The 24,997-nt window shown below is 69.3% G+C and carries 29 protein-coding genes and 1 pseudogene; 8 read left to right on the forward strand and 22 right to left on the reverse strand.

Features of this window, described 5'->3' with window-relative positions; translation table 11 throughout:
* Window positions 1–220: 220 nt before the first annotated feature.
* The 3 genes from ACIA58_RS02970 to ACIA58_RS02980 form a co-directional block, all read right to left on the reverse strand.
* Entirely contained in the window at window positions 221–550 is a 330-nt protein-coding gene (locus ACIA58_RS02970; protein WP_396401898.1) for an Lsr2 family protein, read from the reverse strand.
* A gap of 228 nt (window positions 551–778) precedes the next feature.
* Window positions 779–2,299, reverse strand: coding sequence for a lysine--tRNA ligase (gene lysS, locus ACIA58_RS02975; RefSeq protein ID WP_396401899.1), 1,521 nt, complete (start codon window positions 2,297–2,299; stop codon window positions 779–781).
* Window positions 2,300–2,308: 9 nt separating this feature from the next.
* Entirely contained in the window at window positions 2,309–3,520 is a 1,212-nt protein-coding gene (locus tag ACIA58_RS02980; protein ID WP_396401900.1) for an MFS transporter, read from the reverse strand.
* Between the two features lie 58 nt (window positions 3,521–3,578).
* Between ACIA58_RS02980 and ACIA58_RS02985 the strand changes: the two genes are divergently transcribed.
* Genes ACIA58_RS02985 through ACIA58_RS03000 form a run of 4 tightly spaced genes read left to right on the forward strand, consistent with a single transcriptional unit; the run spans window position 3,579 to window position 6,254 of the window.
* On the forward strand, window positions 3,579–4,148 hold the full coding sequence (locus tag ACIA58_RS02985; protein WP_396401901.1) for an ArsR/SmtB family transcription factor: 570 nt from the start codon (window positions 3,579–3,581) through the stop codon (window positions 4,146–4,148).
* A gap of 56 nt (window positions 4,149–4,204) precedes the next feature.
* A complete protein-coding gene (locus tag ACIA58_RS02990; RefSeq protein WP_396401902.1) occupies window positions 4,205–4,651 on the forward strand; it encodes an NfeD family protein in 447 nt (148 codons plus the stop codon).
* A complete protein-coding gene (locus ACIA58_RS02995; RefSeq protein WP_396401903.1) occupies window positions 4,639–5,535 on the forward strand; it encodes an SPFH domain-containing protein in 897 nt (298 codons plus the stop codon). Before ACIA58_RS02990 ends, ACIA58_RS02995 begins: the two co-directional genes overlap by 13 nt.
* Before the next feature lie 47 nt (window positions 5,536–5,582).
* On the forward strand, window positions 5,583–6,254 hold the full coding sequence (locus ACIA58_RS03000) for a DedA family protein (protein WP_396401904.1): 672 nt from the start codon (window positions 5,583–5,585) through the stop codon (window positions 6,252–6,254).
* Here ACIA58_RS03000 and ACIA58_RS03005 read toward each other — a convergent pair.
* Window positions 6,240–7,538 (reverse strand): hypothetical protein, encoded by a 1,299-nt coding sequence (locus ACIA58_RS03005; RefSeq protein WP_396401905.1) that lies wholly within the window; start codon window positions 7,536–7,538, stop codon window positions 6,240–6,242. The two genes, ACIA58_RS03000 and ACIA58_RS03005, sit on opposite strands and share 15 nt — an antisense overlap.
* A gap of 150 nt (window positions 7,539–7,688) precedes the next feature.
* Here ACIA58_RS03005 and ACIA58_RS03010 point away from each other — a divergent pair, with 150 nt between their 5' ends.
* The gene (locus tag ACIA58_RS03010; protein WP_396401906.1) at window positions 7,689–8,249 is read left to right on the forward strand and encodes a carboxymuconolactone decarboxylase family protein; all 561 of its coding nucleotides are present in this window, start codon (window positions 7,689–7,691) and stop codon (window positions 8,247–8,249) included.
* Here ACIA58_RS03010 and ACIA58_RS03015 read toward each other — a convergent pair.
* From ACIA58_RS03015 to ACIA58_RS03045, 7 genes are all read right to left on the reverse strand, one after another.
* Window positions 8,237–9,676: a multicopper oxidase family protein gene (locus ACIA58_RS03015; RefSeq protein ID WP_396401907.1), complete on the reverse strand. Its 1,440-nt coding sequence runs from the start codon at window positions 9,674–9,676 to the stop codon at window positions 8,237–8,239. The genes ACIA58_RS03010 and ACIA58_RS03015 overlap by 13 nt on opposite strands.
* A gap of 29 nt (window positions 9,677–9,705) precedes the next feature.
* Complete coding sequence (locus ACIA58_RS03020) at window positions 9,706–10,146, reverse strand: hypothetical protein (RefSeq protein ID WP_396401908.1); 441 nt, start codon at window positions 10,144–10,146, stop codon at window positions 9,706–9,708.
* Window positions 10,147–10,215: 69 nt separating this feature from the next.
* Window positions 10,216–10,980 (reverse strand): type III pantothenate kinase, encoded by a 765-nt coding sequence (locus tag ACIA58_RS03025; RefSeq protein WP_396401909.1) that lies wholly within the window; start codon window positions 10,978–10,980, stop codon window positions 10,216–10,218.
* Window positions 10,980–11,834: a carboxylating nicotinate-nucleotide diphosphorylase gene (gene nadC, locus ACIA58_RS03030; RefSeq protein WP_396401910.1), complete on the reverse strand. Its 855-nt coding sequence runs from the start codon at window positions 11,832–11,834 to the stop codon at window positions 10,980–10,982. Before nadC ends, ACIA58_RS03025 begins: the two co-directional genes overlap by 1 nt.
* Entirely contained in the window at window positions 11,827–13,494 is a 1,668-nt protein-coding gene (locus tag ACIA58_RS03035) for an L-aspartate oxidase (RefSeq protein ID WP_396401911.1), read from the reverse strand. Before ACIA58_RS03035 ends, nadC begins: the two co-directional genes overlap by 8 nt.
* 141 nt (window positions 13,495–13,635) lie before the next feature.
* Entirely contained in the window at window positions 13,636–14,463 is an 828-nt protein-coding gene (panC, locus tag ACIA58_RS03040) for a pantoate--beta-alanine ligase (RefSeq protein WP_396401912.1), read from the reverse strand.
* Entirely contained in the window at window positions 14,460–15,335 is an 876-nt protein-coding gene (locus ACIA58_RS03045) for a Rossmann-like and DUF2520 domain-containing protein (RefSeq protein ID WP_396401913.1), read from the reverse strand. Before ACIA58_RS03045 ends, panC begins: the two co-directional genes overlap by 4 nt.
* An 81-nt stretch (window positions 15,336–15,416) precedes the next feature.
* Here ACIA58_RS03045 and ACIA58_RS03050 point away from each other — a divergent pair, with 81 nt between their 5' ends.
* Both ACIA58_RS03050 and ACIA58_RS03055 read left to right on the forward strand, forming a co-directional pair.
* Window positions 15,417–15,977 (forward strand): 2'-5' RNA ligase family protein, encoded by a 561-nt coding sequence (locus tag ACIA58_RS03050; protein WP_396401914.1) that lies wholly within the window; start codon window positions 15,417–15,419, stop codon window positions 15,975–15,977.
* A pseudogene (locus ACIA58_RS03055) lies at window positions 15,974–16,615 on the forward strand (SAM-dependent methyltransferase); the annotation flags it as partial. The gene ACIA58_RS03050 and the pseudogene ACIA58_RS03055, both read left to right, overlap by 4 nt.
* Before the next feature lie 101 nt (window positions 16,616–16,716).
* Here the strand turns inward: ACIA58_RS03055 and ACIA58_RS03060 are convergent.
* Together ACIA58_RS03060 and ACIA58_RS03065 are read right to left on the reverse strand one after the other, a co-directional pair.
* On the reverse strand, window positions 16,717–18,132 hold the full coding sequence (locus ACIA58_RS03060) for a PH domain-containing protein (protein ID WP_396401915.1): 1,416 nt from the start codon (window positions 18,130–18,132) through the stop codon (window positions 16,717–16,719).
* On the reverse strand, window positions 18,129–18,617 hold the full coding sequence (locus tag ACIA58_RS03065) for a PH domain-containing protein (protein WP_396401916.1): 489 nt from the start codon (window positions 18,615–18,617) through the stop codon (window positions 18,129–18,131). Before ACIA58_RS03065 ends, ACIA58_RS03060 begins: the two co-directional genes overlap by 4 nt.
* A 26-nt stretch (window positions 18,618–18,643) precedes the next feature.
* On the opposite strand from ACIA58_RS03065, the gene ACIA58_RS03070 reads away from it, so the two are divergent.
* Entirely contained in the window at window positions 18,644–19,837 is a 1,194-nt protein-coding gene (locus ACIA58_RS03070) for an NADH-quinone oxidoreductase subunit D (protein ID WP_396401917.1), read from the forward strand.
* A 4-nt stretch (window positions 19,838–19,841) separates the two neighbouring features.
* Here ACIA58_RS03070 and ACIA58_RS03075 read toward each other — a convergent pair whose 3' ends face one another.
* The 9 genes from ACIA58_RS03075 to folP form a co-directional block, all read right to left on the reverse strand.
* Window positions 19,842–20,558 (reverse strand): NADPH-dependent F420 reductase, encoded by a 717-nt coding sequence (locus tag ACIA58_RS03075; RefSeq protein WP_396401918.1) that lies wholly within the window; start codon window positions 20,556–20,558, stop codon window positions 19,842–19,844.
* An 8-nt stretch (window positions 20,559–20,566) separates the two neighbouring features.
* On the reverse strand, window positions 20,567–21,346 hold the full coding sequence (locus ACIA58_RS03080) for an inositol monophosphatase family protein (RefSeq protein ID WP_396401919.1): 780 nt from the start codon (window positions 21,344–21,346) through the stop codon (window positions 20,567–20,569).
* 46 nt (window positions 21,347–21,392) lie between these two features.
* Window positions 21,393–21,785, reverse strand: coding sequence for a hypothetical protein (locus tag ACIA58_RS03085; protein WP_396401920.1), 393 nt, complete (start codon window positions 21,783–21,785; stop codon window positions 21,393–21,395).
* Between the two features lie 21 nt (window positions 21,786–21,806).
* Window positions 21,807–22,163 carry a hypothetical protein gene (locus tag ACIA58_RS03090; RefSeq protein ID WP_396401921.1) on the reverse strand — a complete coding sequence of 119 codons (357 nt, stop codon included), beginning with the start codon at window positions 22,161–22,163 and terminating at the stop codon, window positions 21,807–21,809.
* A gap of 95 nt (window positions 22,164–22,258) precedes the next feature.
* Window positions 22,259–22,780: a DUF3180 domain-containing protein gene (locus ACIA58_RS03095; RefSeq protein WP_396401922.1), complete on the reverse strand. Its 522-nt coding sequence runs from the start codon at window positions 22,778–22,780 to the stop codon at window positions 22,259–22,261.
* Window positions 22,781–22,782: 2 nt separating this feature from the next.
* Complete coding sequence (folK, locus tag ACIA58_RS03100) at window positions 22,783–23,340, reverse strand: 2-amino-4-hydroxy-6-hydroxymethyldihydropteridine diphosphokinase (RefSeq protein WP_396401923.1); 558 nt, start codon at window positions 23,338–23,340, stop codon at window positions 22,783–22,785.
* A complete protein-coding gene (gene folB, locus ACIA58_RS03105) occupies window positions 23,337–23,729 on the reverse strand; it encodes a dihydroneopterin aldolase (protein WP_396401924.1) in 393 nt (130 codons plus the stop codon). The genes folK and folB overlap by 4 nt, the downstream gene beginning before the upstream one ends.
* Window positions 23,726–24,202: a nuclear transport factor 2 family protein gene (locus ACIA58_RS03110; RefSeq protein WP_233714907.1), complete on the reverse strand. Its 477-nt coding sequence runs from the start codon at window positions 24,200–24,202 to the stop codon at window positions 23,726–23,728. The genes folB and ACIA58_RS03110 overlap by 4 nt, the downstream gene beginning before the upstream one ends.
* Entirely contained in the window at window positions 24,199–24,996 is a 798-nt protein-coding gene (gene folP / locus ACIA58_RS03115; RefSeq protein ID WP_396403301.1) for a dihydropteroate synthase, read from the reverse strand. The genes ACIA58_RS03110 and folP overlap by 4 nt, the downstream gene beginning before the upstream one ends.
* Window position 24,997 lies beyond the last annotated feature (1 nt).

Here is a 24,997-nt window from a genome sequence, read left to right on the forward strand (position 1 = left end):
ATCGGCTGCCCGGGCGGCATCACAAGGGGACAACCGCTCGGATCTCCAGCGTGTTCCCGTGTGCACCCGATCAGACAGCGTGTTCGCCACCAGCGAATTTCCCCGACTACCTGTCAGGTCAGTCATCGGATCCGACACGCCGTGTCCCACTCTGTGAAACAACCGGAATGCGGACGGTCCCGGCACCCATAGGGGGCCGGGACCGGCGACAAACTGCGAATTACTTGGCTTCGTTGTACGCCGCGCGCACCTCGGCGGAGATCCGGCCGCGCTCGCTGACCTCGTAGCCGTTCTCCTTGGCCCAGGCCCGGATGTCGGCGGAGTCCGATGCCGACCGGCCGCGGCCACGCGCCCGGCCCACGCCGCCACGGCGGCCGGAGACCCGGCGGCCGGAGCCGACATATGCGGCCAGCGCATCGCGCAGTTTTGCGGCGTTCTTCTTGGACAGGTCGATCTCGTACGTCGTTCCGTCCAGCCCGAAGGTGACGGTCTCGTCGGCCTTACCGCCGTCGAGATCGTCCTCGAGAACCACCTGAACCCTTTGCGCCATCGATGACAACCTTTCCGCGCCCGCCATCGGGCACAATCCCCCTGCCGAATTGTTTGCATCTGATTTGTACCCCACAAACCGGGGTCATGTCATTCATCGACGCCGCGCAGCCATCGTAACTTTGAGTATTCATCCGGTCCGTAACCGGCTGGACCGGAATAAATTCGACCCCGGATTTGCGGAAGCAGTCCGTTGTGCTATGCAACGATCTGCCGAGGGATTCGGGAATCACTCCGGCCGGAGCAACGGGAACAGAATCGTCTCCCGGATACCGGTCCCGGTGAGCAACATCACCAACCGGTCCAGGCCCATCCCCATCCCGCCGGCCGGCGGCATCCCGAATTCCATCGCGCGGAGGAAGTCCTCGTCCAGCTCCATCGCTTCCGGATCACCGGCGGCGGCCTGCATCGACTGTGTCACCAAGCGATCCCGCTGGATCACCGGGTCGTTCAGCTCCGAGTACGCGACCCCGAGCTCGACGCCGTTCACGAACAGGTCCCAGGCCTCGACCAGCCCCGGAATTTCGCGGTGCGGCTTCGCCAACGGCCGCGCCGACTCCGGATAGTCGCGGACAAAGGTGGGCTGGATCAGGGTGTGCTCGCACAGCTTCTCGAACAAGTCGACGGCGATCTCTCCGACATTCCGGCCCGGCTGCAGCTCGACGTCGTGCTGCTCGGCCAACTTGGTCAGAGTGGCCAGGTCGGTGGTCACGTCGACGCTCTCGCCGACCGCTTCGGACAGCAGCCCGAAAAGCGTCGCGTGCCGGAACGGCTGCTCGACGTCGATGGTCGAACCGTCGCGCGCAGTGATCGTCGTACGGCCGATCGCGCGGCCCGCGTTCCGGATCAGCTCCTGGATGAGTTCGGCCATCGAGTCGTAATCGCCGTAGGCCTCATAGGCCTCGATCATCGAGAATTCCGCCGAGTGGGTGGAGTCCAGCCCCTCGTTGCGGAACGTTCGGCCGATCTCGTAGACCCGGTCGACGCCGCCGATCATGGCCCGCTTGAGATCGAGCTCGAGCGCGATCCGCAGCTTCATCTCCTGGTCGAACGCGTTCAGGTGCGTGCTGAACGGACGCGCCGCGGCGCCGCCGTTGGTCAGCTGCAGCACCGGCGTCTCGACCTCGACGAAGCCGTGCCCGTCGTACGTCGCGCGCAGCGCCTTCAGGACAGCCGCCTTCGCGCGGACCATCTCGCGGGCCTCCGGCCGGACGATCAGGTCGACGTACCGCATCCGGACCCTGGCCTCTTCGCTGAGCGGCTTGTGCTCGTTCGGCAGCGGGCGCAGCGTCTTGGCCGCCATCTGCCACCCGGTCACCTGCACGGACAGCTCACCACGGCGGCTGGTGATCACCTCGCCCTGCACCGCCAGCAGGTCGCCGATGTCGACGAGTTGCTTGAACCGGGCCAGCTCCTCCTCGCCCAGGTCGGCCAGCGAGAGCATCACCTGCAGCTCGGTCCCGTCGCCCTCCCGGAGCCGGACGAAACACAGCTTGCCGGTGTTGCGCAGGAAGATCACCCGGCCGACCACCGAGACCTGCTCACCGGTCCGGGTGTCGGGCTCCAGGTCCTGGCTGTCGTACTTCGCCCGCAGGTCCCTCAGCAGGTGCGTGCGCGGCACCGAGATCGGGTACGGCGCGACGCCTTCCGCCAGCAGGCGGTCACGCTTCTCCCGGCGAACCCGCATCTGCTCGGGCAGGTCGTCCTGCCCGTTGTCGGGGTTCACCGGGTCCACGTGTGTATCAGTCATGGCTAAAGGCTAGTGACTGACCGCCTCCAGCTCCGAATCCTTTACCCGCAGCACCAGCGCACCGGCCGCCGCCGCGGCCACCGCACAGGCGATCCCGCAGGTCACGAACGTCCCGCGCGGGCCGAGCAACGCACCGGCCGCGCCGCCCAGCAGCAGGGCGAGAATGCTGAACGACCGGATCGTTCCGTTCAGGGCCGCGATCACCCGGCCCCGGAGGTGCTCGGCCGACCTCGTCACCACCAGCGCGCTGGTCGCCGCGTTCAGCATCCCGCTGCCCACGCCGATCGTGGTCGCCCCGATCATCAGCGTCACGAAGTTCCCGGCCAGGCCCATCAGGACGCAGGAACCGCCGATCGCGGCCATCCCGCCGACAACGGCCCAGGTCCGGCCGAGGTCGGCCCGCAGGCGGCCGCAGTACGAGGCGCCGGCGATCGCGCCGAGGCCGGTGGCCGCGCCGGCCGCGCCGTACAGGGACGGCCCGAGGCCGAGTTCGCCGGTGATCAGGAAGACCTCGACGACGTTGACCGCCTCGCCGACCACCACGAACAGCCACAGCGCCGGCACCAGGATCCGCAGGATGTCGTCGCCGAAGATCGCCCGCAGTCCGGCCATCACGCCACCCTGCTCACCGCCGCTCGCCGCCTCCGGCCGACGACGGGTCCGAACCAGCCGCGCCACCAGCACCAGGACCAGGAACGTCGCGGCGTCGACCAGCAGCGCACCGCGGGTGCCGGCCGCCCCGACCAGGACGCCACCGGCCGCCGATCCGGCCAGCGTCGCGACCCCGATCAGCGCCTGGCTGGTCCCGGTGGTCCGGCCGACCAGGCTCTCGCCGACGATCCGCGGGATCAGCGCTCCCCACGCAGGTCCGGCGACGGCCTGTCCGACCTGCAGTACGCAGACCAGGGCCAGCGTGTTGACCAGGTCGTGCACGAAGGCCAGGCCGACACCGGCGGCGACCTGCAGCAAACCCGACCAGACCAGGACGGCGCGGGAGTCGAACCCGTCCACGATCCGCCCGGCGAACGGGATCATCGCGACCGTCGGTACGGCGAACGCGAGCAAGAGGGCGGTGACCGCGGCCGGGCCGTGACCGTCGGAAACCCGCAGCATCAACGCGATCAGGGCGATCGAGTCGCCCGCGTAGGACAGCGCACGGGCCGGCAGAACCAGCCGGATGTCGCGGTGCGACCAGATCGAAGTCTGAAGGGTTTGCTTCATAGATGTGAAGTTACTGCTTCATATTCCGATCCGTCAAGGGTTTCGCTACGCTGACGTCGTGGCCAAGCAGAAGCCCGCCGTGGTGATCACCGATCCGCAGGCGATCCGCGCCCTGGCCCACCCGGCCCGGCAGCGGGTCATCGACGAGCTCTACAACGGCAGGGTGCTGACCGCGACCGAGTGTGCGGAGCTCGCCGGCCTGACGCCGTCGGCGATGAGCTACCACCTCCGGGCGCTGGAGAAGTGGGGCATCATCGAGCGCGCCGAGGAGTCCACGGACGGCCGGGAGCGGCCGTGGCGGGCGCGGGCCGCGAGCCTGCGGATCGACTCCGACACCGGCGGAGCCGGGCGACTGGCCGGCCACGCGATCATGCGGACCGCGATGACCGGCGTGCTCGAGCAGTTCCAGGAGCTGCCCGACGACGACCTGTGGGACGACGTCAGCACGCTCAGCCGGTCCCGGCTGTGGCTCACCCACGAAGAGGCGATCCTGTTCGGCAAGGAGCTGAACGACCTGGTCGACCGGTTCAAGAAGAAGCGCACCCAGAGCGACCACCCGGCCGGGGCCCGCCAGATCAGTTCGCTGTACGCCGTCGTCCCGATCGGGAAGGCGCCGGAAGACAGCTGAACCGTTAGCTACACAACGACGTATCCAGGAGTACCTTCGAAGTAGAGGTACTTGTCATGCAGTCCTGGGTCCTATGGGTGATCGTCGCCGCCGTCCTCGGCACGGCTGAGTTGATGGCAGCGACCTTCGACCTGCTCCTGCTCGCCCTGGCCGCGCTCGCCGCGGGCGCGATCGCCGGGCTCGGACTCGGCATCGGCTTCCAGGTGCTCGCCTTCGCCGTCACCGCCGGCAGCCTCGCCGTCCTGGTCCGGCCGGTGGCGCGACGGCACCTGACCGGACACCCGCACCTGCGCACCGGGGTGGCCGCCCTGATCGGACGGGAGGCCGTCGTGCTCGCTCCGTGTGACCGGGACGCCGGCCGGGTCCGGATCGGCGGCGAGGAGTGGAGCGCCCGTTCGTACGACCCCCACCTGCACATCCCCGCGGGCACCCGGGTCGACGTCTTCGCCATCGAGGGGGCCACCGCCCTCGTCCATCCCCAGGAGGAGCCATGGCCGAACTGATCATCGGAATCGTCGTCGCACTGCTCGCGGTCGTGCTGGTTCTGCGGACCGTCCGCATCGTCCCGCAGGCCCGGGCGAGCAACGTCGAGCGCCTCGGCCGGTACCTGCGCACGCTGGAGCCCGGCCTGAACGTCGTGATCCCGTTCGTCGACCGGCCCCGGCCGCTGATCGACCTGCGCGAGCAGGTGGTCTCGTTCCAGCCGAACTCGGTGATCACCGAGGACAACCTGGTCGTCCACATCGACACGGTGCTGTACTTCCAGGTCACCGATCCGCGCGCGGCGGCGTACGAGATCTTCAACTACATCCAGGCGATCGAGCAGCTGACCGTCACCACCCTGCGCAACGTCATCGGCAGCCTGGACCTGGAGAAGACGCTGACCTCGCGCGAGCACATCAACTCGATCCTGCGCGGAGTGCTCGACGAGGCCTCGGGCAAGTGGGGCATCCGGGTGAATCGCGTCGAGCTGAAGGCGATCGAGCCGCCGTCCTCGATCAAGGAGTCGATGGAGAAGCAGATGCGGGCCGAGCGGGAGAAGCGGGCCGCGATCCTGAACGCCGAGGGCCAGCGCCAGTCGCGGATCCTGACCGCCGAGGGCGACCGGCAGGCCGCGATCCTGCGGGCCGAGGGCCAGGCGAAGGCGATCGACACCGTGTTCGAGGCGATCCACCGCAACGACCCGGACCCGAAGCTGCTGGCCTACCAGTACCTGCAGATGCTGCCCGAGCTCGCCAAGGGCCCCGGCAACACGTTCTGGGTCATCCCGTCCGAGGTCACCAGCGCACTGCAGAACGTCACCAAGGCGTTCACCGGTGAAACAGCCCCCACTCCGCCGCCGATCCCGTCGGAGAACGGTCACAACCCTGAAATCTCCCGGGGATAGTTGCCCCGTCACCAAATCGGTTGGCGGGCGATGTCACTATGGGTGGCATGGGGGAACCTCTGTTGCTCGCGCAGGCGATCGCCATTCCGACCGGAGTGGCCGTACTCGCGTACCTGGTGGTCGGGCTCGTCATCGGCGTCGAGAGCATGGGCGTGCCGCTGCCGGGTGAGACCACCCTGGTGGCGGCCGCGTTGCTCGCCTCGCAGCACCATCTGCGGATCGAGTTCGTGATCCTGGCGGCGGCCGCCGGCGCGATCATCGGCGACTCGATCGGGTACTTCATCGGCCGCAAGGCGGGTCGCCGGCTGTTCGAGCGACTCGGCCGGCGGTTCCACCACTTCTCCGAGGACCGGATCGTCCGCGCCGAGAAGTACTTCCACAAGTACGGCGTCTGGACGGTGTTCTTCGGTCGCTTCGTCGCACTCCTGCGGATCTTCGCGGGCCCGATGGCCGGCATGCTGCGGATGCCCTACCCGCGCTTCCTGGCCGCCAACGCCGCCGGCGGTATCGCCTGGTCGGCCACCATCGGCATCGTCGCCTACAAGGTCGGCGACAACGCGGACAAGATCTTCGGCCGGGTGTCGCTGTGGGCGCTGGTCGCGATCGCGGCCGTCGTGCTCGCGCTGTACGTCGTCCACAAGGTCCGCAAGCGGTCGAAGCAGCACGAGGTACCGGAGCCCGAGTCGACGCCGAAGCCCGCCGAGTCAGCGGACGTGTAGCTGCAAGCCGGCCGTGGTGATGCCCTGCATCGGGCGGCCGAACATCATCGCGCCGGGGATGACGAACCGGTAGACGAAGTCGCCCGGCTGCCCGGCCTTGAACGCCAGCGCGGTCTGCCCCTGGCGCATGGCCATCGCCTTGAGGTTCGCCCAGGTGCGGGTCTGCCGGTTCCAGGCCTGCAGCATCACGATCGTGTTCATCGCCGGCTTGACCGTCGCCGAGATCGTCACCGTCGAGCCGGCCTTCTTCGCCGTGTCCCCGCCCGCGAACCCGGCCGAAGCGACCCGGACGACACTCTTCGTGTACGCCGGTTTGCTGGTCGACGTCCCGGTGATCATGCCGCCCTTCGAGTACACCGGCACGGTGATCTTGTACGGCCTGCTCCCGCCGGTCGGTACGCCGACGTCGTAGTACCCACCCGCCGTCGTCGCACCGCGCGCCGCCGGAGTCCACCGGGCGCCCGGGGTGACCTGTGTCAGCACCACGACCGGCACACCCGCCGGGGTCGCTCGCTGACTCGTGCACGGCGTCTCGAGGTCGCACCCGACCTGGTGCAGGACGACCCGCCCGCGGACCCGGATCGGCACGCTGAACTGCGCCAGCGGCGGGACCGCGGCGTTGATCGAGCTGGTCAGACCGAGCACCTGCCCGCCGATCCGCGTGCTCCACTCGTTCTGCGTGCGGAGCTCGAAGACGTACGGCGGCTTGATGCTCTTGATCACCTGCCGGTTCGAGGTCGTCGCCGGGCCGATCGCCTTCAGCATCTGGCCGGTCCGCCCGATCATCGGCACGTACCGCTGGGTCTTCTTGCCCTTCACGTCGAGCGGGTCGTTCGGGGTGAAGTCCTGCGGCGCCACCGGCACCGACCACCGGATCAGCACGCCGCGCCCCTGCGGAGCCACCGCGGCCGCGCTCGGCTGCACCGGCCCGTCGGTGTCGAACACCGGCGACTTGGCGAGCTTGCTGGTCACGCCGCCCTGGGACGTCCCGGTCGCGACCGCGACCTTGTAGTTCCCGTCCGGCGGGAACGCCGACGTCGGGATCTCCCAGCGGTTCGCGTCACCCGCCGGGATGTACTTCACGTACGACGGGCTCTCGCTGAGCACACCCTCGATGGTGATCCGGTTCGGCCGGCTCGTGTCCTTCCAGGTCACCAGCACCGCCGCCCGGCCCTTGGGCGCCCAGGCGACCGCGACATCGGTCGGCGCCGGGTCCGAGGCACACGCGGTCAGCGAGGTCGCACCCACGACCACCGCCAGCGCCACGGCAAGCACGCGCCGCACTCGAACCACCTCGTCTCAGCTGCCTCACAGCGCAGGTGTCACGACCGAACCCGTGAACCATACCCAGTCCGGAGTGCTCGATTCCCAGCGCCGTTGCCGGATCGGTATCACGCTCCTACCGTGAGAGGAGCCACAAAGGGGGGAACCACGATGGCGTTCATCGACACACCCAAGGACCCGGAGTTCTTCGAGGCGAACCGGGCGCCGGCCGGACACGTGCCCAACTTCGTCAAGACCTTCGCCGCGCGCCAGGCCGTGTACGACGCCTGGAAGCAGCTGAACGGCGCGATCAAGGAGTCCATGGACCTGCGCCGCTACGAGCTGGCCACGCTGGCCGCCGCGACCGCGCTGAAGTCGAGCTACTGCTGCCTCGCCCACGGCCAGGTGCTCGCCGACAAGTTCTACACCTCCGAAGAGGTGGTGGCCCTGGTCGACGAGCCGCCGAACGACCCGGTCGACCAGGCTGTGATGGCCTTCGCCCGAAAGGTCGCGCTCGCGGCCGACACCGTCACGCAGGCCGACGTCGACGCCCTGAAGGCGGTCGGCCTGACGGACGACGACGTACTCGACGTCGCCCTGGCCGCCGCGGCGCGGGCCTTCTTCTCCAAGACCCTGGACGCCACCGGCACCCAGCCCGACTCGGCCTTCAACGGCCTGCCGGACGGGCTCCGCAAGGCGCTCACCGTCGGCCGACCGATCTACTCGGGCTGATTGTCCGGTCCGCCGCCGAGGTGGAACTTCGTGCTGACGCCGGTGTACATCAGGTGGGTGACCAGGCCCTGCGCCGCGTGCGGCAGGTTGTGGCAGTGGTCCATCCAGATGCCCGGGTTGTTCGCGACGAAGGCCACCTCGTAGGTCTCCTCGTCCTCGACGTTGAGCGAGTCCGTCCACCACGGGCTCCCGGTCGCCTTGACCCCGTTCCGGCTGAGTACGACGAGGTGGTGGCCGTGCAGGTGCATCGGGTGGACCTGACCCGAGGTGTTCTTGATCGTCATCCGGACGATGTCGCCCTCGCTCACCACGAACATCGGCACGTCCGGGTACTGATGACCGTTGATCGTCCACCAGCGCAGGCCGGGCTTCCCGTCGAAGAACCCGATCCGCCGGCCGATGTCGTACTGGAACACCCGGGTCGCCTTCGCCGGATCGAACCCGATCGCCTTCGGTGCGCCGTACGTCAGCAGGTCGACCCGGTCCGTCGGCTGGGCCCCGGTCGGCGCGTCGCCGTCGCCGATCACCAGCGTGGTCGGGCCGCCGCCGAGCCCGATCCGCACCGGTTTGTCCGTGCGCACCTCGAGGTCGATCCGCCCGCCGGCCGTGACGAGCACGCTCTTCCCAGTCACCTCGGTCGGCGCGTTCACGTCGGTCCCGTCGACCGCGACCACCTTGTACGGCGCTCCGTCGACCCAGGCCGCCATCGGTCCGTTGTCGGTGTTGATCAACCGCACGCGGGCCGTCGGACCCGGTGCTTTCACGCGGCGTTCGCCGTACTCGCCGTTGACCGTGCGGACCTTGTCGTAGGTGTGCACGGCGGCGATCACGTCGCCAGGCGTCGGCCGGACGATCAGTACGCCGTACAGCCCCTTCTGCACCTGCTCGTGCGAGACCTGGTGCGAGTGGTACCAGTAGGTGCCGGCGTCCTTCGCCATGAAGCGGTACACGAACGACTGCCCGGGCTTGATCGCGTCCTGGGTGACGCCCGCGACACCGTCCTCGCCGTTCGGTACGTCGACACCGTGCCAGTGCAGCGTGATCCCGTCCGCCACGTTGTCGTTGTGCAGCGTGACCTGGATCAGATCGCCTTGTTTTGCGACGATCCGCGGGCCGGGCGAGGTGTGGTTCAGCGTGAAGCCGTCCATCGAGCCGCGGCCGGGGATGTCGAAGCGCTCCTTACGGGCGACGAGATCCACCACCACGTCGGGCTTCTGCGTCGGCGGGCCGATCAGCTGGCTGACATCCTCGCCGTGGTGGAGATGTTCCGGCACCGGGCCGCCGCCGTAGTCGGCGTACCCCATCGACATCGGCGACAGGTCGTTCGGAACCAGGCTGCGCGCCCAGAGGAAGACGATCGGCGTCAGCACGACGATCGTCGCCAGCAGCCCGATCAGGACCCGGCGAGGCGGCAGCCGCAGGGTCACGGCCGCCGCCTGTCAGTTGCCAAAGGCATCTAAGCCGGCGCCTCGGTGGACTCCGGTGCGGCAGCCGCCGCGGGAGCACCGGCGGCGCGACGGGCGGCAATTCCGGCCACCGCCAGCAGCGCCAACGCGTTCGCACCGTGCAGCGCGCCGACCACCGGCGCGATGAACGCCGCGAAGGCGAAGGCGATCTGCAGCACGACGAGGCCGAACACGTACAAGGCCCACCTCACGCCACGCTCGACGTGGGCGAAGAACGAGACGATCAGCAACAGCAAGGCGAGCAACGGGATGGCCGTTGATCCGACGATGCTGTGGAGATTGTGGCCCCAGTTGCCGTCGTAGTTCTTGTCGATGACCAGACCGTCGTCCATGTCCTTCAGCGCGGTGAACCAGCCGACCGCGATGGCCATGGCCTGGACCACGACGCCGATGGCGATCAGACCTGCGAGTACCCGATAGACAGCTCTCATGGTTTCCCCCCAAAGTAGCTGGATTCATCGTGATCCAGATCACCTCAAGGGCACAAGAGGTCAATAGTCTCAGCTGTGATTCCGGGCGTACGCCTGGTACAGACCGTGCAGTGTCAGCAACGGTTCGTCGCGAACCGGCGTCGTCAGCTGGCCGATCAGGACCGGCGCCAGCGCGCCGGTGAGGACGACGGGACTCTCCGCGTTCAGAGACTGCTCGGTCCGGATCCGGGCGACCAGACCGTCGACCAGCGCGGCGAAGCCGTGGATCGCACCGGACTGCAGGGCCTCAACGGTGTTCTTCGCGACCACCGACCGCGGCCGGACCAGCTCGACCCGGCGCAGCTGCGCGGCGGCGTACCCGAGCGCGTCGGTCGCGGTTTCGATGCCTGGGGCAATCACTCCGCCGATGAAGGCGCCGGCCGGGTTGACCACGTCGATCGTGATCGCCGTACCGACATCGACGACCAGGCAGGGCGCGCCGTACCTGTGCACGGCGGCGAGCGCGTTCGCGATCCGGTCGGTGCCGACCTCACGCGGGTTGTCGACCAGCACCGGCAGGCCGGTCTTCACGCCCGGCTCGACCACGACGCTCGGCACGTCCTGGTAGTAGCGCGAGACGACGTCCCGCAGCTCGTGCAGCACATGCGGCTCGGCGGAGCAGACCGCGATCCCGGACACCGGCGACTCACCGGCGAGCAGGCCCTGCAGCAGCACGGCCCACTCGTCCGCCGTACGCCGTGGGTCGGTGCCCACCCACCAATGCCGCTTGACCGTGCCCTCGAACACCAGGCCGACCAGCGTCCTGGTGTTCTCGACGGCGACGGCCAGCAACATCAGGACTCCCTGAGATCCAGGGCGATATCGAGGACCGGCGCCGAGTGCGTCAACGCGCCGACCGCGAGGAAGTCGACCCCGGTCTCGGCAACCGCCCGCGCCTTGTCGAGCGTCAGTCCGCCCGAGGCCTCGAGCCGCGCCCGGCCGCCGACCTTCTCGACCGCTTCCCGCAGCAGCGGGACGTCCATGTTGTCCAGCAGGATCAGGTCCGCGCCGGCCTCCACCGCTATCAGCGCGTCGTCGACCGAATCGACCTCCACCTCGATCGAGATCTCCGGGTACGCCTTGCGCACCAACCTGAACGCCTCCGCGACCCCGCCGGCCGCGATGACGTGGTTGTCCTTGATCAGGGCGGCATCGGACAGCGCCATCCGGTGGTTCTTGCCGCCGCCGCAGCGGACGGCGTACTTCTCCAGGGAGCGCAGCAGCGGCATCGTCTTGCGGGTGTCGCGGATGACCGCGCCGGTGCCCGCGACCGCGTCCACCCAGCGCCGGGTCAGGGTGGCGACACCACTCAGATGGCACAGCAGATTGAGCGTGGTGCGCTCCGCGGTGAGCAGTTGCCGGGTCTTGCCGCGGACGGTCATCAGTACGGCGCCGGCCTGCACGGACGCGCCGTCGCGAACGGAGTGCTCGATCTCGAGCTCGTCCGGGGCGGCAACCAGCCGCAGCACCAGCTCCGCGATCTCCAGCCCGGCCACCACGCCGTCGGTCCGCGCGATCAGCTCGGCGACCGAGATCTGGTCCGGGTCGACTGTGGACGTGGTGGTCACGTCGACTCCCCCGGCCAGGTCCTCCTCGATGGTGGCCCGCACGAGGTCAACGACCCACTGCCGGTCGACTGTCTCATCCATGCCGATGATTCTCCTCGGAAACGTGGGGAACGAACGTGGCCTGCGGCACAGCGCGCTCGGCCAAAGCAGGCAGCGTCAGGTCCAGACTGCCGGACCAGTGCAGATCATCGCGATCCGGGTGGTCCTCGCGCCAGTGCGCGCCACGGCTTTCTTCGCGGGCGGTCGCGGCGGCCAGCAGCGCGGACGCCACCGTGACCAGGTTGGTCGCCTCCCATCCCGGCGTACCCGGCTCGCCGGCCGGCTGCTCGATCAGCTTGCCGATCGCCGCGCCCGCCTCGGACAGACCGGCCGCGCTCCGGATCACCCCGGCGCCGACGGTCATCGCCTGCTGCAGCTCCGGTACGACGTCCGCGTCGACGAGGCCCGGCGTACGGGGGTCGACGACCGGCTCGCGCTGCTCGGGCAGGCCGCGCGCGAGGTGCGCGGCGATCCGGCGGGCGAACACGAGGCCCTCCAGCAACGAGTTCGACGCGAGGCGGTTGGCGCCGTGTACGCCGGTGCAGGCGACCTCACCGCACGCGTACAGGCCGGGCACCGAGGTCTGACCGTCGAGGTCGGTCCACACGCCGCCGGACGAGTAGTGGCAGGCCGGCGCGACCGGGATCAGCTCGCGTACCGGGTCGATACCGTGCGAGCGGCAGGACGCCAGGATGGTCGGGAACCGGACCCGCCACTTCTCGTCGCCGAAGTGCCGGGCGTCCAGGTAGACGTGGTCCTTGCCAGCGGCAAGCATCTGGCGCATGATCGCCTTCGCCACGATGTCGCGCGGTGCGAGATCGGCGAGCTCGTGCCGGCCCTGCATGAACCGCTTGCCGGTGTGGTCGACCAGGAACGCGCCCTCGCCGCGGACCGCCTCGGACACCAACGGTTGCTGGCCCTTCGCGCTCTTGCCCAGCCAGAGCACCGTGGGGTGGAACTGGATGAACTCCAGGTCGCGCACCTTCGCCCCGGCCCGCAACGCCAGCGCCATGCCGTCGCCGGTCGACACGCTCGGGTTGGTGGTTGCCGCGTACAACTGTCCGAGACCGCCGGAGGCGAGGACGACGGCCCGGGTGCGAATCGCGCCGACACCGTCGAGCTGTCCCTCACCCATGACGTGCAGGGTGACGCCCGCGATCCCGCCCTCCTCGGCCGTGAGCAGGTCGAGGACCAGAGCGTGCTCGATGAGCCGGATGTCCTTGGCCTGCTTGACCGCGGCGACCAGCGCCCGCTCGATCTCCGCGCCGGTCGCGTCGCCGCCGGCGTGGGCGATGCGGTTGCGGTGGTGCCCGCCCTCGCGGCCGAGCGAGATCTCCCCGTCGGCCAGCGTGTCGAACCGCGCACCCAGCTCCATCAGGTCGCGAACGGCGTCCGGTCCCTCGGTGACCAGCACTCGCACAGCTTCCGGATCGCTGAGACCGGCGCCCGCGACCAGCGTGTCGTGCAGGTGTTCCTCGGGCGAGTCCTCCGGGTCGAGCGCGGCGGCAATCCCGCCCTGCGCCCACTGCGTGGAGCCGGACGCGACAACGTCCTTGGTCACCACGAGCACGGAGCCCAGCTCACGCGCCTTCAACGCAGCGGACAGCCCGGCAACGCCCGAGCCGATCACCACCACGTCGACGGAGTCGGTCCAGCCAGGCTCGGCGGCGGCCAAACGTTGCGGGACTGCGGGTGCGGTCATGGGGCCTCCCGGCCTGGACTGAGGAGCGCAGGGAGCGAAGCGACCGGAGCGACGAGGGAAGGCCGGGAGTCACAGCCCCATGACCCGCCGCGACGGAGTCGCGGCATCAGCACTGTCATTCGGCGACCGTATCAACCGATCTCATCGCAGGGTGATGGAAATGTTGTCAATGAGACGGGTCAGGCCGACCCTGGCCGCGATCAGCATGCGGGCCTCGCCGGGGCCGATCACCGGACCCAGATCAGGCGCGCGGAGAGCCAGGTAGTCGATCTTCACCGACGGAACCGCCTCCAGCTCGGCCTGCGCCGCGGTCATCACCGCGTCCGGCCCGTTCATCCCCGCCTTCGCACCGGCGCTCAGCGCGCGGTACAGCACCAGCGCCTCGTCACGCTCGGTCTCGCTCAGGTACCGGTTGCGTGAGGACATCGCCAGACCGTCCGGCTCCCGCACGGTCGCCACCGGCACGATGTCGACGTCCATGTCCAGGTCGCACACCATCTCGCGGATCAGCGTCAGCTGCTGGTAGTCCTTCTCGCCGAACAGCGCGAGATCCGGTGCGGTCAGGTGCAGCAGCTTCGACACCACGGTCAGTACGCCGGAGAAGTGGCCCGGGCGGAACACCCCCTCGAGCTCGTCCGCCAACGGGCCAGGGTGGACGGTGATCGACGGCTCGTTCGGGTACAGCTCGTCGCGCGACGGGTTGAAGACCAGGTCGACGCCCTCGTTCTTCGCGATCGCCAGGTCGCTGGCCAGCGTCCGCGGGTACCGGTCGAAGTCCTCCGACGGCCCGAACTGCAACGGGTTCACGAAGATCGTCAGCACCACGCTGCCGTCCGGTCCGACCCGCTCGCGGGCCTCGGCCAGCAGCGCGGCATGCCCTTCGTGCAGGGCGCCCATCGTCATCACGACCGCCCGGGGCCGGATCGCGGCCGCCGCTCGCAGTTCGGCCTTGGTCTGGGTGAGTCTCATCCCGGTGTCTCCCCTGTCCGATCCTGCCCTGGGACCCCTGCCCGGTGCCCGTCCAGCACTTCGGCGAAGCGACCTGCTGTCTCCGCGTCCAGCCGCCCGTCCGCCACCGCCATCTCCACCGTCGCGCGGGCCAGCTCGGCGTACGTCGTCGCCGTGCGGTCCCGCAGTACCCGTAGTGCTGTCAGATGTGCTGCCACCGTGTCGACATCGCCGCGGGCGATCGGCCCGGTGAGCGCATGATGACCGGATCGCAGCGTGTTGTCGAGGGTTGCGGCCAGCAACGGCTGCAGCGTCGCCACCGGATCCGCCACGCCGGCCTCCCGCAGTACGCCGACCGCCTGGGAGATCAACGTGGTCAGGTGGTTGGCACCGTGCGCGAGACCCGCGTGGTACCGCGCTCGCTGCTCGTCGGCCACCCACTGGACCTGCGCCCCCAGCGACTTCACCAGCCGCTCTACGACGGGCCTGGCCGCGTCGGGAGCGGTCGCCGTGAACATGACGTTGTCCAGCGGCACCAGACCGCCGGGAAAGGTCATCGAGGGATGCAGCGCGACAGGTGTCGCGGCCAGCCCGGACAGCGGGGCCAGTCCGTGCGCTCCGGACAGATGCACGACGTACTGCGCGCTGGTCAACGGCAGCGTCTGCGCGACGTCCTGGATCAGGTCGTCCGGTACGGCGACCAGTACGACGTCGGCGCCGGCGGTGACCTCGTCGGCGGTCAGCACCGGCACGGCGGGCAGAAGGCGCGCAGCGCGGTCCCTGGACGCGTCCGAACGCGCAGTGACTCCGACCAACCGATGCCCGGCTGCCGCCAAGGCTGCTCCCACGGCGGTCCCGGCCCGGCCGGCTCCGATCAAGCCGATCCGTTCCATCACTCACTCTCTTCTCGTTCCAGTCCCGCGCGGGGTACCAGACGATCTACTTGCCAGAGTAGGTGATGAGACCATGTGCGGGTGAGCGATGCGTGGGCAGCACGGAGCGGATTGACCGCGATTCTGATCACAGTGCCCGAGCTGGCGGCGTACACCGATCGTTGGCGTTCGGTGTCACGGTCGACGGCTCGGCCACAGGTTCCACTGACAGAGCTGATCCCACCGCACGTGACTGTGCTGGTCCCCTGGGTCGCCGAACCCAGCGACGCCGACATCGCTCGCCTACGGACTGCTGTCTCGTCCATCGAACCTTTCGAGCTCAGCTTCCCGACGGCTGGTCAGTTCCCGAACGGCACTGCCTGGCTGAAGCCGGAGCCGTTCGACACCGTCCGGTCACTGCTCCACCGCGTCTTCGCGGCCTTCCCCGAGTGCCCGCCGTATGGCGGTGAGTTCCCCGACGCACACCCGCACCTGACCATCTCGTCGTCCACCCAGGGCGGTCCGGCCGTCGTCGCCGAGGCAAACGCGGCTCTGGCCGCGACACCCGCCCCGACGGTGCAGCTGACCGAGCTCGGGTTGTGGCGCGAGGGACTCGACGACGGCGTATGGCGTCGGTTCGCGACTGTCGCGCTGGGAGCATGACCACCTTCCGGGAGGCGTGGGAGACAGCGCTCTACGGCCCCGACGGCTTCTACCGGCGGGAGCGCCCGTCCGCGCATTTCCGTACGTCGGTGCACGCATCGCCCCGCTTCGGACAGGCCGTCGCCCGCCTCGCTCACCTGCTCGAACTGGACCAGGTCGTCGACATCGGCGCCGGCTCGGGCGAGCTGGGCAAGGTACTGCGGGCCGAGGGTCTGACCGTCCTGGACATCGAACTGGACGACGAGCTCCCCGAGCGGCTGAGCGGTTTGGTGATCGCCAACGAGTGGCTCGACAACGTCCCGTGCGAAGTGGTCGAGTGGGACGAGGGAGGCATTCCGCATTACCTGCTCGCCGACCTGACTCCAGGATCGATTGTCAAAGGCAACGACCTGGCGTGGCTCGAACGCTGGTGGCCCGGCGCCCCAGGAGATCGGGCTGAGATCGGCACTCCGCGTGATCAGTCCTGGGCCACCGTCGTGGATCGACTGACCGGCGGGAGTCTCGCGATCGCCATCGACTACGGACACACCACGTCGACCAGGCCGCCGTACGGAACCCTCACGGGCTTCCGGTCCGGCCGCGAGTGCGAGCCCACACCCGACGGCACCTGCGACATCACTGCCCACGTCGCCCTGGACTCGCTCGGCGGCACAGTCGTGAGCCAACGCGACGCACTGCGAGCCCTGGGCCTCAGCGCGACCCGCCCGCCGCTCGAGCTGGCTCAGACCGAGCCGATGCGCTACCTGTCCGAGCTGTCCTCGGCAGGTGAGGCCGCGGAGCTGCTGGACCCGTCCGGGCTCGGTGGGTTCGGCTGGGTCTGGACAGCGATCGGCGCGGACACCGTACGGCGTGCTTCGCGCGCCCTGTCCGACTGAGCCTGCACCAGCGCCGCAGCCTCGACCTGGTCGCGGTGCAGCGCGATGGCGTCGGTCGGCCCGAGTGGTGTGTCCACATGCACGTCGGCCAGTCCCAGGCGGCGCTGCAGCGGGCCCTGCTCCATCCGCACCGACTGCGTCTTGTGGTGCAGCACGATCGACGTACGGCGGCTCACCCAGCCCCGCGTCGTGACCATGACCTGGTCGTCGACGCCGTACGTCAGGTAGCGCCAGCCGATCGGACGGAGCCACTTCGCCTGCTCCGGCGCGACATGCATCTGGATGCCGGCCAGGTCGAACCCGGGCAGCACGCGGGAGAGCACGTAGGCCACCTCGGTCCGCTCTCCGACCGGTAGCAGCTGTGCACCCTCGTGATCGTTGTCGCCGTCCTCCTTCTGACCGGCCACGCCCGCGATGTCCAGCTCGACCCGGGACCAGCCGATCAGCCGCCAGATCAGCGGCTCGGTGATCAGCAGGCCCTGCACGCGGCCCGGCGGGATCGTCTGCCGCTGTACGTCGAACAGCCCGCGCTTGGTCCGCAGGCCGTGGTTGGTGTCGGACAGGGTGAATCCGTGGTTGCCGACGACCTGCTTCCAGATCGGCTGCACCACACCGAGCAGCAGCGGCAGACCGGCGAACAGACCGATGTGGAAGTTCAGCACCATGGTCGCGACGATCAACCAGATCAGTGCGCCGGCACTACCGACGACGGTCGACGACAGCAGAGTCGCACCGAGCAGACGGGTGGTCGGGACCGTCAGCAGCGGCGGAGCCTCCGCCTCGGCCTGCTGCTCGCTCTCCTGCTGCTCGGCGGCCTGCTGGCCCTTGGCGCGCACCAGCAGCGTCGTACGGAGCTCTTGCGCCTCGTCGTACCTGAAGTAGCTCAGCTTGCCGTCGCTCTTGCCGCCGCCGGCGACGTCCATCCGCAGCTCGGCCATGCCGAACAGGCGCGCCACGAACGGCTGCGCGACGTCGATCGCCTGGATCCGGTCGAACCGGATGATCCGGGTCCGCCGGAACAGGAACCCGCTGTCCACGCGGATCGCGTCGCCGGTCAGCTGCCATTTGGTGAACCACCAGGACAGTGTGCCGAGCAGGATGCCTCCGACGAGGACCGCGGCCAGACCGATGCCGGCGAACGTCAGGTTCTGCCGCAGGCCCTCGTTGTTGACCAGTGCGACGGCCGCGACGACGAAGTACCCCCAGCCCTTGACGAACGGGGTCAGCGGGTGGAGCCGCTGCCCGATGACCTCGGCGGTGTCCTGAGTCTGTCCGGTCACAGGCCCCACGCCTGCGCCTGGCCGAGGGCGGACAGCCGGTCACGCAGCCGCCCGGCCTCGTCGGGGTGCAGCCCCGGGATCTTGGCGTCGGTGGCCGGCGTGGCCGTGTGCAGCTCGACGGTGGCCATCCCGTACGCGCGCTCCAGCGGCCCGGCGGTCACGTCGACGAACTGCATCCGGCCGTACGGTACGACGACCAGCTCGCGGAACATGATCCCGTGGGTGACCAGCAGCTCGTCCTCGCGCTCGGCGTACTTCCAGGACCGCTGGTTCCGGCCGATCAGGACCCAGGCCCACGCCAGCGCCAGCGCGATCACGACCACCGCGAGCACGCCGTACAGCCAGCCCAGCGTCAGTCCGAGCGCCAGCAACGCCGCGATCGCGACCAGTCCCGCCACGATCGACGCGTTCAGCCGGCGCAGCGTGGCCAGCTTGGGCGAGACCGGCGTCCAACTGACATCCGAGGGTGCGAAGAGATCATCCACAGCCCCAGCCTGTCACGATAGAGGGCATGAGCACCGAAAGAGTCGTCGGAGTCGGGGCCGGAGCTGCGGGATTCGACCCTGCCTATGAGCGTGGTGGGGCCGGATCGGACCTGCCGACCACCGACATGGTGCTCAACATCGGTCCGCAGCACCCGGCGACCCACGGTGTACTGCGGCTGCGGCTCACGCTCGACGGCGAGCGGATCGTGAGCTGCGAGCCGATCATCGGCTACATGCACCGCGGCGCGGAGAAGCTGTTCGAGGTCCGCGACTACCGGCAGATCATCGTGCTGGCGAACCGGCACGACTGGCTGTCGGCGTTCGCGAACGAGCTCGGCGTCGTCATCGCGGTCGAGCGGATGATGGGACTCGAGGTGCCGGACCGAGCGGTCTGGCTGCGGACCCTGCTCGCCGAGCTGAACCGGGTGCTGAACCACCTGATGTTCCTCGGCTCGTACCCGCTGGAGCTCGGCGCGATCACGCCGGTGTTCTACGCCTTCCGCGAGCGAGAGACGATCCAGGCGGTGATGGAGGAGCTGTCCGGCGGCCGGATGCACTACATGTTCAACCGGGTCGGCGGTCTCAAGGAGGACCTGCCGTACGGCTGGCTCGGCCGCGCGTCCGCCGCCTCCGCCGCGGTCCGCAAGCGGCTGCCCGACATCGAGGAGATCATCCTCGGCAACGAGATCTTCCGGGCCCGGACGGTCGGCGTCGGCAAGCTCGCTCCCGAGCTCGTCGTGCAGTACGGCGTCTCCGGCCCGATCGCCCGCGCCTCCGGGGTCGACGCGGACCTGCGCCGCGACGAGCCCTACCTGGCGTACGGCGACCTGCAGGACGTACTCCGCGTCGTCACCCGCCCCGAGGGTGACTGCTTCGCCCGCTTCTCGGTGCTGCTCGAGCAGGTGAAGGTCTCACTCGACCTGGTCGACGCGTGCCTCGACAAGTTGTCCGCACTGCCGGCCGGCCCGGTGAACGTCCGGCTGCCGAAGATCCTCAAGGTGCCCGAGGGCCAGACGTACGCCTGGACCGAGAGCCCGCTGGGCATCAACGGCTACTACCTGGTCTCCCGCGGCGACAAGACGCCGTGGCGGCTCAAGCTCCGCTCGGCCAGCTTCAACAACATCTCCGCGCTCCCCGCGTTGCTGCCCGGCACGATGATCCCGGACATGATCGCGATCCTCGGCAGCATGTTCTTCGTCGTCGGCGACATCGACAAGTAGCGCGTCAGAACTCGCGCCCGGCCACCGGCGGGCGGTGCGCGCCCGCGATCAGCTGGACGAGCGCGGCCACCGGCAGCGGCTTGCCCGGATCGGCATGCCCGGCGGCCCGCTCCTTCGCTGTGGTCGCCTTCGACAGGTACGGCGTCACGTAGGCCGCCGTCTCCGGCTCGAACCGCCAGCTCTCGCTCAGCGGACCGACGTCGACCACGTCGAACCCCAGTGTCTGGATCAGGACGGTCGCCGCGGCCTTCGCGTCCGCGTCGTCACCGGCGATCGGCAGCGCGCTGCGATCCGGGGCGTCGGCGGGCCTCGCCAGGGTGACGATGTTGCGGGCGCTGATGTTGTTGAACGCCTTCACGGTGTGGGCTTCGGGCAAGTGTTCCTGCAGCAGCTGTGCGGTCGTCGCGTCCTCGCGGTCGAGCCGATCGATCCGGCCGTCGCGGTGCGGGTAGTAGTTCATCGTGTCCAGCACGACCTTGCCCGCGAACGGCTCCACCGGGAGTTCGGCGTACCGGCCGAGCGGAATGGTGACGAGGACGCAGTCGCCCGCTCGCGCGGCCTCGTCGACGGTCCCTGCCCGGACGCGGAGGTCGCGGACCTTGTCCGCCAGGCTCTCCGGGCCGCGGGAGTTCGCCATCACCACTTCGATGCCCGCCTCGACGGCGAGCCACGCCACCACGGACCCGATGTTCCCGCTGCCGATGACTCCGAGTGTCGCCATGGATGCCGTCAACCTCTCGCTGCGAGCAGTTCCTGCAGGGGTTCGCGGATGCCGTCCGCGACGGCGAAGACGCCGCGGGACTCGGGGGCGTGATCGGTGCCGTCCAGGTCCAGGACGGTGACACCGGCCTCGCGGCAGATCGCCACGCCGGCCATCGTGTCCCAGGGCTTGTTGGAGAACATGATCAGCGCGTCGAAGTACCCGTTCGCCGTCCAGGTGAGCGCGGTCGCCGCCGTACCGATCATCCGCAGGCGCTGCACGCGCGGGTACAGCCGCTGGGTCAGGGCCAGGCGGTCGGCGTTCACCGCGTCGGCGTTCGGCCCGACGGCATAGTCGCCCACGGCAACCAACGCCTCGGTGAGGTCGGTGCACTCACTGCCGCGGATCGCCTTCCCGTTGCAGGTGGCGCCGAGGCCCTCCGCGGCGACGTACGTCGTACCCAGAGCCGGGTGGTCGATCACGCCGGCGACGGCCCGTCCTTCGTGGATGAGGCCGAGCGAGATCGCCCACAGCGGTACGCCGTGGATGAAGTTCACCGTCCCGTCGACGGGGTCGAGCACCCAGCGCGTCCCGTCGGTCGCGCCGCCCTCCTCCTCGCCGAGCACCCCGATCTCCGGGGTCTCGCGCTCGAGGAACGCCCGCACCTCCCGCTCCACGGCGAAGTCCACCTCGGAGGCCATGTCCCGATCGCCCTTGGACGTCAACTCCCCGGGCGCCCGCGACTGCGTCACCACCCGCCCACGCTCAACCGCAGCCTCAGCAACCTTCACCAACTCCGCAAGATCCACACGCAGAACCTACGTCGAACCGCCCTCCAATGGCCCCGCGGGTCCGTCAGGCGGTCCCCAGCGCCCTACGGCGGCGCCAGGCGGCGGCTGCTGCGGCTCCGCCGATGGCCAGCGCGCCGACCGCGGCGGCTTGGCCGAGCTTGATCGGGCAGCCGGAGGCGCAGTCGGGGATGGGGTATGGCTGACCCGGGTTCAGCTCATGCGTCTCCTCCGCGGACACGTACGCCTCCTCGGCCGGGAACGGGAAGCCCTCGGGATTCAGCAGGCGGTACCAGTACAGGTCCTCCCACGCCTTCCGCCGGCACGTCACGTTGACCGACGGCGACTCGTACGGCGTCGGACCCAGTTGCCCGATCGGCAGATGGTCCTCGTTGTAGACCGTGACGTGTCCGTTCGGATCGTTCATCGTCACAGCCGGGTAGTTCGCATCCAGCCCCATTACCGAAGTATGGGCCTCGGCTCAGGACGCGGCCAGGCCTCGCAGCTTCAGGTCTACGACGGTCGGCGCGTCGGCCTGGGAGTGCTTGTCGCCGGCGGCAACGACCGTGGCGACCTCCTCGTCGATCTTGTCGAGGCGCTGGTCGATCTTGTCCAGCCGGCGCTGCATCAGGTCGACGAACTCCGCGTTCTCGACCACCCGCGCGCTGGTGATCCGCGAGTACTCCTGCGCGACCTGAGCGCGCTCGTCGGAATGGGCCAGCCGCTCGACCAGCAACTGATGACGGAACAGGACAGCGCCGGCGATCGCGACCAGTGCGGCACCGGCTGCTGCAGCCCGGAGGATCCAGGCATTCTGCGAGAACAGCGCGACACTCACGCCCAGGCAGACAACGATCAGAGATGCGTTGGCAACGGTGAGAACTGTGGTCCTGGTTCGACGGCGGCTACCCCTTGACCCCATGGACCGACATGTTAGGGGGTCTCGTCGGGGTCCTCGGGAATGCGACACGCGCGTTCGAGCAACAATCCGGCCGTGACGACCAGCACAGAGACCACCGCCGCCGCACCGGCCATGATCACACGGTTACGAGGGCCGGAAGAGCCCATCGCCTGCAGGAAGCTTAACGCGAACCCTGCGTAAACACCGGCGCACAACGCGCCGACGAACGCGCTCGCCTTCCCGATCATCAACAGGAACACAGCGCGGGACGGTTCCATCCGCTCGCGGCGTACCTGGATGCGCTGGTTGGTGTTGCGGGCGGCGGCGAACAGCAGCGCGGCCAGGAACCCCCAGGCGATCAGCGTCAGCCACGACACCGCCGGCGCGACCCCGCCGCCGGACTCGATCGCCTTCACCATCGTGACGCCGATCGCGACCCCGAGTACGGCGATCGCGATCAGCAGCCGTCGTGATGTCGGCCGCACCGAGCCCGGGCGCGGCGGCTCCGGCTTGTCGCCCCCGGGCGCCTGGCCCGGCTCGGTACCGCCGGACACCACTACTGCAGCTCGATGTCGAGCTTGGTCACGCCATCGGTCCCGACCTTGGCCAGCAGCTCCGAGACCGGGCCGCGGCCCGGCAGGACCGCGTCCCGCTCGATGTCGAGCCAAGGCGCCAGCACGAACGCGCGCTCGTGCGCCCGCGGGTGCGGCAGCGTCAGCTCCTCGGTCTCGATCGTCTTCGTCCCGTAGGTGATCAGGTCGACGTCGAGGGTCCGCGGCGCGCCCGGCACGCTGCGCTCCCGGCCGAAGGCCTGCTCGATCGCCTGCGCGCGCTCCAGCAGCAGATCGACGGCCAGTGTCGAGTCCGCGAGCAGGACGATGTTCAGGTACGGGCCGGACTCGTCCGGGCCGCCGATCGGCTGGGTCTCGTAGACCGGCGAGACGTCGACAACGACGACGTCCGGGGTGTCCCGCAGTGCGTCGACCGCGCCCTGCAGATTCGCCTCACGGTCGCCGAGATTGCTGCCGAGCGACAGGATCACCTGGCGGATCGGCTTGAGGCCACCGCTCAGGGTGTCCGCGTCGATGACGTGTGGACTAGGGGTCTCAGTCACGAGGATTCTCCGGCTCTGCGCTGCACGGTCAGGACAACGTCGTCGAACGGCACCGAGATCGGCGCCGAGGGTTTGTGGATGGTGACCGCCGTCGCTGTCACCCGCTTGTCGGCGAGACAGAGATCGGCGATGCGCTGGGCGAGGGTCTCGATCAGATCCACGGGGTCGGTCTCGATGGCCCGGTGCACCTGCTCGGCCACCGCCCCGTAGTTCACGGTGTCGGCCAGGTCGTCGGAGGCCGCGGCGGTCCGGGTGTCCAGCTCCAGCCGGACGTCCACGACGAACTCCTGTCCGTCGGCCCGCTCGTGGTCGAACACCCCGTGGCGCCCGAAACCGCGGATGCCCCGGATCTCGATCACATCAGGCGGAATCGTCACGGGACCGCTCATTCCGCCTCCTCCTGTCGGCCCCCAGACGACGACAGTACCGGGGAGGCATGGTGGATCCACAACCGCCAGCCGGAAGAAGTTCGGCGGAAAACGTTCGTGGCGAGTGCTTTGCCACCCGCGAAGCCGTCCTCGGGGGCACCCTCGCCCGACGACAGGACATTCTCCGTACACGTGACGTAGGCCACGTCTTCATCCACCCGCACCTGCACGTCGGTGAGGAAGAACTGGATGTACGGCGTGTTCGCGAAGATCATCGCCCAGGCGCGCATCATCTCGGCGTACCCGGAGATCGCCGCGTTGCCGGGGTGGATGCAGACCGGATCCGGCTCCGGCAGCCAGACGGCCGCCATCAGATCCAGGTCGCCGGCCTCGAACGCGTTGTAGAACGCCGTGTTGGCGTTCAGTACGACGTCCTCGACAGTCGCACCGCGTGCACCGTCGCCGCCGGTGCCCTGCCGCGGTCCGTCCGTCATACCGTTCCCCATCTCTTCGCCACCCGGACCGCGTCCGCGTTCGGCGCCACCGCGTGCGCCCGGACACACCAGGCTCCCGCTGCGGCGGCCAGGGCGGTAACAGCCACGCTCGCGTCGTCTCGTCGTACGGCCGGTCTGGGTTCGCCGGTCTGCTCGTCGGCGAGCAGCCTACCGAGGAACGTCTTCCGGGACGCACCGATCAGCAACGGTCTTTCCAGTACGGCGAATTCCCGCAACCGGCGCAGGATCTCCCAGTTGTGGTTCGCGTTCTTCGCGAAACCGAGCCCGGGGTCGAGCGCGACCCGGTGCAGATCGATACCGGCCTGGCGCAGCACCTCGAGCCGTTCGCCCAGTTCGGCGATGACCTCGGCCACCACGTCGTCGTACGCGGCCCGGTTCTGCATGTCGATCGAATGCCCGCGCCAATGCATGCACAGGTACGGCGTCCGGCGCTCCGCGACCAGCGGGAGCATGTCCGGATCGGCCTGGCCGCCGGACACGTCGTTGATCATCGTGGCGCCGGCATCGAGCATCAGCTCCGCGACCCCGGCCCGCATCGTGTCGACGGAGATGATCGCGCCCTCGGCCGCGAGGGTCTCGATCACCGGCAGGACCCGGCGGATCTCCTCTTCGGGCGACGGCCGTACTGCGCCCGGCCGGGTCGACTCCCCGCCGACGTCGAGCAGATCGGCGCCTTCGGCGAGCAGCTCGCGCCCGTGCTTGATCGCCGCGGACGGCTCGAACCACTCACCGCCGTCCGAGAACGAGTCCGGCGTCACGTTCACCACACCCATG

This window comes from Kribbella sp. NPDC051586, assembly GCF_044453965.1.
Classification (GTDB): Bacteria; Actinomycetota; Actinomycetes; order Propionibacteriales; family Kribbellaceae; genus Kribbella.

Bases quoted from the DNA above. Each gene is read 5' to 3' on its own strand.
- ACIA58_RS02980 (WP_396401900.1), bottom strand. From the start codon at position 3,520: ATGAAGCAAACCCTTCAGACTTCGATCTGGTCGCACCGCGACATCCGG.
- ACIA58_RS03035 (WP_396401911.1), bottom strand. From the start codon at position 13,494: ATGACCGCACCCGCAGTCCCGCAACGTTTGGCCGCCGCCGAGCCTGGC.
- folB (WP_396401924.1), bottom strand. From the start codon at position 23,729: ATGAGCGGTCCCGTGACGATTCCGCCTGATGTGATCGAGATCCGGGGC.
- ACIA58_RS02995 (WP_396401903.1), top strand. From the start codon at position 4,639: ATGGCCGAACTGATCATCGGAATCGTCGTCGCACTGCTCGCGGTCGTG.
- lysS (WP_396401899.1), bottom strand. From the start codon at position 2,299: ATGACTGATACACACGTGGACCCGGTGAACCCCGACAACGGGCAGGAC.
- panC (WP_396401912.1), bottom strand. From the start codon at position 14,463: ATGAGACTCACCCAGACCAAGGCCGAACTGCGAGCGGCGGCCGCGATC.
- ACIA58_RS03000 (WP_396401904.1), top strand. From the start codon at position 5,583: ATGGGGGAACCTCTGTTGCTCGCGCAGGCGATCGCCATTCCGACCGGA.
- ACIA58_RS03045 (WP_396401913.1), bottom strand. From the start codon at position 15,335: ATGGAACGGATCGGCTTGATCGGAGCCGGCCGGGCCGGGACCGCCGTG.
- ACIA58_RS03020 (WP_396401908.1), bottom strand. From the start codon at position 10,146: ATGAGAGCTGTCTATCGGGTACTCGCAGGTCTGATCGCCATCGGCGTC.
- ACIA58_RS03085 (WP_396401920.1), bottom strand. From the start codon at position 21,785: ATGGGGCTGGATGCGAACTACCCGGCTGTGACGATGAACGATCCGAAC.
- ACIA58_RS03070 (WP_396401917.1), top strand. From the start codon at position 18,644: ATGAGCACCGAAAGAGTCGTCGGAGTCGGGGCCGGAGCTGCGGGATTC.
- ACIA58_RS03010 (WP_396401906.1), top strand. From the start codon at position 7,689: ATGGCGTTCATCGACACACCCAAGGACCCGGAGTTCTTCGAGGCGAAC.
- ACIA58_RS03110 (WP_233714907.1), bottom strand. From the start codon at position 24,202: ATGACGGACGGACCGCGGCAGGGCACCGGCGGCGACGGTGCACGCGGT.
- ACIA58_RS02970 (WP_396401898.1), bottom strand. From the start codon at position 550: ATGGCGCAAAGGGTTCAGGTGGTTCTCGAGGACGATCTCGACGGCGGT.
- ACIA58_RS03075 (WP_396401918.1), bottom strand. From the start codon at position 20,558: ATGGCGACACTCGGAGTCATCGGCAGCGGGAACATCGGGTCCGTGGTG.
- ACIA58_RS02990 (WP_396401902.1), top strand. From the start codon at position 4,205: ATGCAGTCCTGGGTCCTATGGGTGATCGTCGCCGCCGTCCTCGGCACG.
- ACIA58_RS03025 (WP_396401909.1), bottom strand. From the start codon at position 10,980: ATGTTGCTGGCCGTCGCCGTCGAGAACACCAGGACGCTGGTCGGCCTG.
- folP (WP_396403301.1), bottom strand. From the start codon at position 24,996: ATGGGTGTGGTGAACGTGACGCCGGACTCGTTCTCGGACGGCGGTGAG.
- nadC (WP_396401910.1), bottom strand. From the start codon at position 11,834: ATGGATGAGACAGTCGACCGGCAGTGGGTCGTTGACCTCGTGCGGGCC.